At 71.6% G+C, this 6,005-nt stretch carries 7 protein-coding genes and 1 pseudogene; 5 read left to right on the forward strand and 3 right to left on the reverse strand.

The genetic code is table 11. From position 1 onward, the window contains the following. The first annotated feature begins 4 nt into the window (after nt 1-4). Nucleotides 5-337, forward strand: coding sequence for a hypothetical protein (locus HOO61_RS11505; protein WP_172258793.1), 333 nt, complete (start codon nt 5-7; stop codon nt 335-337). Nucleotides 338-358: 21 nt separating this feature from the next. On the opposite strand, the gene HOO61_RS11510 is transcribed toward HOO61_RS11505, so the two are convergent. Next, on the reverse strand, nt 359-529 hold the full coding sequence (locus tag HOO61_RS11510) for a hypothetical protein (RefSeq protein WP_172258794.1): 171 nt from the start codon (nt 527-529) through the stop codon (nt 359-361). 95 nt (nt 530-624) lie between these two features. On the opposite strand from HOO61_RS11510, the gene HOO61_RS11515 reads away from it, so the two are divergent. Continuing rightward, nucleotides 625-999, forward strand: a complete 375-nt coding sequence (locus HOO61_RS11515; protein WP_172258795.1) for a VOC family protein — start codon at nt 625-627, stop codon at nt 997-999. Between the two features lie 7 nt (nt 1,000-1,006). Here the strand turns inward: HOO61_RS11515 and HOO61_RS11520 are convergent, their stop codons facing one another. Further along, entirely contained in the window at nt 1,007-1,375 is a 369-nt protein-coding gene (locus tag HOO61_RS11520) for a hypothetical protein (RefSeq protein WP_172258796.1), read from the reverse strand. A gap of 53 nt (nt 1,376-1,428) precedes the next feature. Between HOO61_RS11520 and HOO61_RS11525 the strand changes: the two genes are divergently transcribed. Both HOO61_RS11525 and HOO61_RS11530 read left to right on the forward strand, forming a co-directional pair. Further along, nucleotides 1,429-1,908 (forward strand): MarR family winged helix-turn-helix transcriptional regulator, encoded by a 480-nt coding sequence (locus HOO61_RS11525; RefSeq protein WP_172258797.1) that lies wholly within the window; start codon nt 1,429-1,431, stop codon nt 1,906-1,908. Between the two features lie 63 nt (nt 1,909-1,971). Continuing rightward, on the forward strand, nt 1,972-2,880 hold the full coding sequence (locus tag HOO61_RS11530) for a helix-turn-helix domain-containing protein (protein WP_172258798.1): 909 nt from the start codon (nt 1,972-1,974) through the stop codon (nt 2,878-2,880). A 3-nt stretch (nt 2,881-2,883) separates the two neighbouring features. Here HOO61_RS11530 and glgX read toward each other — a convergent pair whose 3' ends face one another. Continuing rightward, a complete protein-coding gene (gene glgX, locus HOO61_RS11535) occupies nt 2,884-5,061 on the reverse strand; it encodes a glycogen debranching protein GlgX (RefSeq protein WP_367650131.1) in 2,178 nt (725 codons plus the stop codon). Between the two features lie 102 nt (nt 5,062-5,163). Between glgX and HOO61_RS11540 the strand changes: the two are divergent. Then, a pseudogene (locus HOO61_RS11540) lies at nt 5,164-5,937 on the forward strand (enoyl-CoA hydratase/isomerase family protein); the annotation flags it as partial. Between the last annotated feature and the right edge of the window lie 68 nt (nt 5,938-6,005).

Genomic DNA, 6,005 nt, shown 5'->3' on the forward strand with positions numbered 1-6,005 from the left:
TGGCATGCCCTCGACCGCTCGGCCCGGGATCCTCGAGCCCTTCCTCGCGGCTGCCGACGCCGCCGCGTCGTCTCGACCGGACGTGGACGCCGAGACCGCGCGCGAGGTGATGGCGGAGGCGGCGGGCCTGCTGCACGACAGCCTGGCACTCGACCATCTCGACGAGCACGACCTCGCGCTGGCGGTGACGGCGCTGGCCACCGACCTGACGACCGCGGACCCGGGCGCAGCGGTGCGCGCGCGGGCGGCCGCGGTGGCCGACGACGACCCGGACCTCCGCGACCCCGCGGGCGTGCGCGGCGCGTACCTCGTGGCGGCGCAGGTGCTCGGGCTCTGACGCGACCGTCGGGAGGCGCGGTCAGTCGTCGCGCGTCGCGGCGTGCTGGTCCACGTTGCGTACGTCGTCCGGGTCGACCGGCCGGTCGGCATCGACACCCCCGACCGTGTCCGAGAGGCGCACACCCTCGGGCAGCGTCGTGTAGTCGGGCTCGGGCCTCTCGGCCCCGGGGCGGTCGGCGTCGGAGTCCATGGTCCCGACTCTAGCCACGGCGCCGCGGCCGCGACCGTCTCTCGTTGACGTCGGGAGCGACCCGCGCGAGTGTGGGGGCGAGGGAGTGAGGTCTCATGGCTGACGAGTACGCGAGCGTCCGCTACGTCGTGGACGACGTCGACGCAGCAGTCGCCTTCTATACCGAGCTGCTGGGCTTCGAGGTGCTGAGCCATCCCGCGCCCGCCTTCGCCGACGTCGTACGCGGCCGGCTCAGGGTGCTGCTCTCGGGTCCGCAGAGCTCGGGGGCGCGCGCCACGCCGCCGGAGGAGTCCGCCCCCGGGCGCAACCGCATCCACCTGGTCGTCGACGACCTGGACGCACACCTCGACAGGCTCCGGGCCGCGGGCGCCACGCTCCGCAGCGAGGTCGTCGAGGGACCGGGAGGGCGGCAGTTCCTCGTCGCGGACCCGGCGGGCAACCTCGTCGAGGTCTTCGAACCCGCGGGTTGAGGGAGCCTCAGCCGAAGGTCAGCCAGAGCCCGACGGCGGTCGGGACCACCGCGAGCAGCAACCACGGCGAGACGATCCGCTTGCCGTGGATCGCGCGACCGACGGCGACGGCCATGGCGGCGAAGATGCCGGCGATGACGTTGAGCCCGACCTTGGACGAGGTGGGGGAGTCGTCGAGCATCACGGCTGCCACGACGAGGCCCACCACGAGGTGGAGGATCGTGGTCACGGCCAGGGTCGACATCACCCAGCGCTGCACCCGGGCCAGGTCGCGCGCGTCCTTCTCGGGGTCCTTCACGATTCGGCGCGGGGCGTCGAGGTCGAGCAGGTGACCGCGCCCCTTCTCCGTACGTCGGGCGGGAACGCTGCCGGCCATGCGAGCCTCTCTCACGAATCGTGTGCTGTGACAACCATTGCTAGGCTAACGGAATGCCCGAGGCCAGCCGAATCGACGATTCCTCGACCGACCCCCTGGCTCTCGAGCGTCAGGTCTGCTTCGCCCTCGCCGTGGCGTCGCGCACCGTCATCTCGGTCTACCGCCCGGTGCTCGAGCCCATGGGCCTGACCCACCCGCAGTACCTCGTGATGCTGGCTTTGTGGGGTGAGGAGCCGCTGTCCGTGACCGAGCTCAGCCGCCGGCTGGAGCTCGACCCGGCCACCCTCTCGCGGCTGCTGAGGCGGCTCGAGGCGGCCGACCTGGTGCGGCGCGACCGCAACCCGGCGGACGAGCGCAGCCTCGCGGTGGCGCTGACGTCCCGCGGGCGCGACCTGCGCACGCAGGCCCTCGAGGTGCCGGGCACCATCCTCCAGCGCCTGGGGATGGACCTCGACGAGCTGATGGAGCTGCGGGACCGGCTCACCGAGGTCATCGCGGCAGCCAAGTCCGCGACGGTGGCACAGCCGGCCTGAGCGGGCGCAGACTGCGCACGTGGGATCAAGCGCACGTCCGGCCCACGGGCGAGAGTGGGGGCCATGACGACAGCGGCCGACACCTTCGCCGCGTTCCTCGACACCCTGGCCGAGACGCTCGACATGGGCCACGAGGAGCGGGCCCGCAGGCTCCACCTGTCGCGCTTCCACCTCGCCCGTGTGGTGTCCGCCGCGGGCGGTGAGCCGCCGGAGCGGATGCGCCGTCGGCTGCTGCTGGAGCGCGCGGCCCACCGCCTCCTGACGAGCGACGACCAGGTGGTCGACGTCGCGTTCGAGGCCGGCTTCGGCTCGCACGAGGCGTTCACCCGGGCGTTCGCGCGGGAGTACGGCGCCGCGCCGAGCCGCTGGCGTCAGCACCCCACCCGTACCCGGATCGACGGGCCGAGCGGCGTGCACTTCCACCCACCCGGCAGCCTCCGCCTACCGACCGCACGAGAGGTGACCCCGATGGACCTGATGACACGCATGATCGAGCACCACGTCTGGCTGACGGGCGAGATGATCGAGAGCGCGGCCCGGTTGAGCGACGAGCAGCTCGACGCCCCGATCGAGGTGCCCATCGCCACGATCGACGACGACATGACCATCCGCTCCGTGCTGGGCCGCCTCGTCGGGCAGCTCGCGCAGTGGAACACCGCCGTCGAGCAGCGTCGCTACGACTTCGCCCAGGAGCGCGGCAAGTCGCTCAGCACGCTGCGCCGCGAGCTCGCCCAGGAGGGTCCGGCCTTCCTCGACCAGGTGCGCTCGACCGTCGACGAGGGCCGCCTCGACGACACCTTCGTCGACGTCACCTGCGAGACCCCGAAGGTCTTCACCTACGGCGGGATGGTGGCGCACGTGCTCACCTTCGCCGCCGTACGACGCCTCGTCGTGCTCGGTGCCTTCGAGAACCTCGGCATCACCGACCTCGACGCCGGCGACCCGATGGAGTGGATGGGCGCCCCGGCCTGATCCCTAGGTCTGGCGCAGCACCAGCACCGAGCGCGCCTGCAGCTCCATCGTGCCGCCCGCGACCACCGGGGTCCCGACGGCGATGTCGGTGTTGGTCGACAGCACGACCTCGCCGTGGTGGACCCACTGGTTGGCCGGCAGCACCAGCTCGACGTCGTCGACGCCGGAGTTGAGCCAGATCATGAACGACCGGTCGCGCACCTGCTCGCCGTGCGGGCCGGGGGAGCGCAGGGGGGCACCGTTGAGGAACATCCCGATGGTGCGGATGCTGTCGTCGTTCCAGTCGTCGACGGTCATCTCGCGCCCGCTCGGGTGCACCCAGACGAGGTCCTTGATGCCGCCCTTGATGGTCGGCCGCCCCTCGAACCAGTGCCGCTGCCGCAGTGCGGGGTGCTCGCGCCGGAGCCGCAGGGCGGTCTTGGTGATCTCGTAGACGTCGAACCAGGCGTCGTCGGGGCGCCAGTCGATCCACGAGGTCTCGTTGTCCTGGCCGTAGGCGTTGTTGTTGCCGCCCTGGGTGCGGCCGCGCTCGTCGCCGGCCGTGAGCATCGGCACGCCGCTGGAGAAGCACAGGGTGGCCATGAGGTTGGCCGCCTGCCGGCGCCGCAGCGCGACGACCTCCGGGTCGTCGGTCTCGCCCTCGACGCCGCAGTTCCACGACCGGTTGTTGTCGGTGCCGTCGCGGTTGTCCTCGCCGTTGGCCTCGTTGTGCTTGTCGTTGTAGGACACCAGGTCGCGCAGCGTGAAGCCGTCGTGCGCGGTGATGAAGTTGACCGAGGCGTAGGGCGAGCGACCGTCGTCGGCGTAGAGGTCGCTCGAGCCGGCCAGCCGCGTCGCCACGGTCCGTACGCCGCCGGAGTGACCGCGCCAGAAGTCGCGCACCGTGTCGCGGAACTGGTCGTTCCACTCGATCCACGGCGGGGGGAACTGCCCGACGCGGTAGCCGTCCATCGAGGCGTCCCACGGCTCGGCGATGAGCTTCACGTGGCGCAGCACGGGGTCCTGGCCGATCGCGGTGAGCAGGTGCGAGCCCATGTCGACGACCTGGTCGGTCCGGGTCAGCGCACTCATCAGGTCGAAGCGGAAGCCGTCGACGTGCATCTCGGTGACCCAGTAGCGCAGCGAGTCCAGGATCATCCGCAGGCTCTGGGTGTGGGTGGCGTCGACGGTGTTGCCGCAGCCGGTGACGTCCCAGTAGCGCACGGGCTCGGGCTTCTGGCCGGGCTTGGGGGCCGGCGGCACGACGCGCTGGTAGTAGCCACGGTCGTCGAGCCCGCGGAAGCTGAGGGTCGGCCCGCGGGGGCCCGCCTCGGCGGTGTGGTTGTAGACCACGTCGAGGATGACCTCGAGCCCGGCGAGGTGGAAGTCCTTGACCATCTGCTTGAACTCGGTGACCTGCTGGCCGCGGTCACCGGCGGAGGAGTACGCGTTGTGCGGGGCGAAGAAGCACAGCGAGTTGTAGCCCCAGTAGTTCACCAGGCCGCGCTCGGCGAGGGCGGGCTCGGAGAAGAACTGGTGCACGGGCAGCAGCTCGACCGCCGTGACGCCGAGGTCCTTGAGGTAGTCGGTCACCGCAGGCGTCGCCAGGCCGGCGTACGTCCCGCGGAGCTCCTCGGGCACGCGGTCGTGGAGGGCGGTCATGCCCTTGACGTGCATCTCGTAGATCACGGTGTCGCGCCACCGGCGGTGGGGCGAGGTGTCCGGGCCCCACTGGAAGTCGTCGTGGACCACGACGCTGCGCGGGACGTACGGCGCCGAGTCGAGGTCGCTGCGCGTCGCGGGGTCGTCCATCACGTAGCCGAAGATGGCCTTGTCGACGACGAGGTCTCCCGAGACGGCCTTCCCGTAGGGGTCGAGGAGCAGCTTGGCCGGGTTGAACCGCAGGCCGGCCTCGGGGTCCCACGGGCCGTCGGCGCGGTAGCCGTAACGCGCGCCGCGGGCCACGCCCGGGACGGCGCCGTGCCACACGCCCAGCGAGAGCTCGGTCAGCCGGTGGCGCGTCTCCACGCCGTCGTCGTCGAACAGGCAGACCCACATCGCGCGCGCCTCGGGGGCGTACACCGCGAAGTTGGTCGCGTCCCAGGACCACGTCGCGCCCAGGGGGTAGTTGCGACCCGGCCAGACCGACATGGTCTCGCCGTCGTGTTGCCAGGCGGTGGTCCTCCAGTGGGGCGGTGTCACGCAGGCCATTGTCGCCGCACGAGTGGCACACGGCACAATGCGGCTCGCACCGCGGCCATCCGCGCCGCGTCCACGACGCCGTCCCACGGACAAGGAGCCACCATGGAGTTCGTCTCGATCGACGTGACCGACGGGGTCGCGGTCCTGCGGCTCGACCGCCCGAAGATGAACGCGATCAGCGTCCAGGTGCAGGCCGACCTGCGTGAGGCGGCGGCCGAGCTCACCGAGCGCGACGACGTGCGGGCCGTGGTGGTGTGGGGTGGCGAGCGCGTCTTCGCGGCCGGCAACGACGTCAAGGAGATGGCCGACCTGAGCTACTCCGACATGGTCAAGGTCTCCGCGTCGGTCAGCTCGGCCACCACCGCGATCGCCTGGATCCCCAAGCCCGTCATCGCCGCAGTGAACGGCTACGCCCTCGGTGGTGGCTGCGAGCTCGCGCTGGCCGCCGACCTCCGCTTCGCCGCTGAGGACGCCGTCCTCGGCCAACCCGAGGTGCTCCTCGGCATCATCCCCGGTGCCGGCGGCACCCAGCGGCTCGCCCGCCTCGTGGGCACCGCGAAGGCGAAGGACATCATCTTCACCGGACGCTTCGTCAAGGCCGACGAGGCGCTGCGCATCGGGATGGTCGACCGGGTCGTCCCCGCGGACCAGGTCCTCGCGGAGGCGACGGCGTACGCCGCCCAGTTCAGCAACGCGGCCGCGCTGGCCATCCGCGCGGCCAAGGAGTGCATCGACCGGGGGAGCGAGGTCGACCTCGACACCGGGCTGGAGATCGAGCGCCAACAGTTCGCCGGGGTCTTCGCGACCGAGGACCGTACCCGCGGCATCACCTCGTTCGTTGAGAACGGACCGGGCAAGGCAACCTTCGTGGGGCGCGGAGGGGGCCCCCCCCCCCAGGGACACCACCCCCAGACGACACAAAAACCGGCGCCCCGAGCCCACCA

The organism is Nocardioides sp. zg-1230 (assembly GCF_013155335.1).
Taxonomy (GTDB): domain Bacteria; phylum Actinomycetota; class Actinomycetes; order Propionibacteriales; family Nocardioidaceae; genus Nocardioides.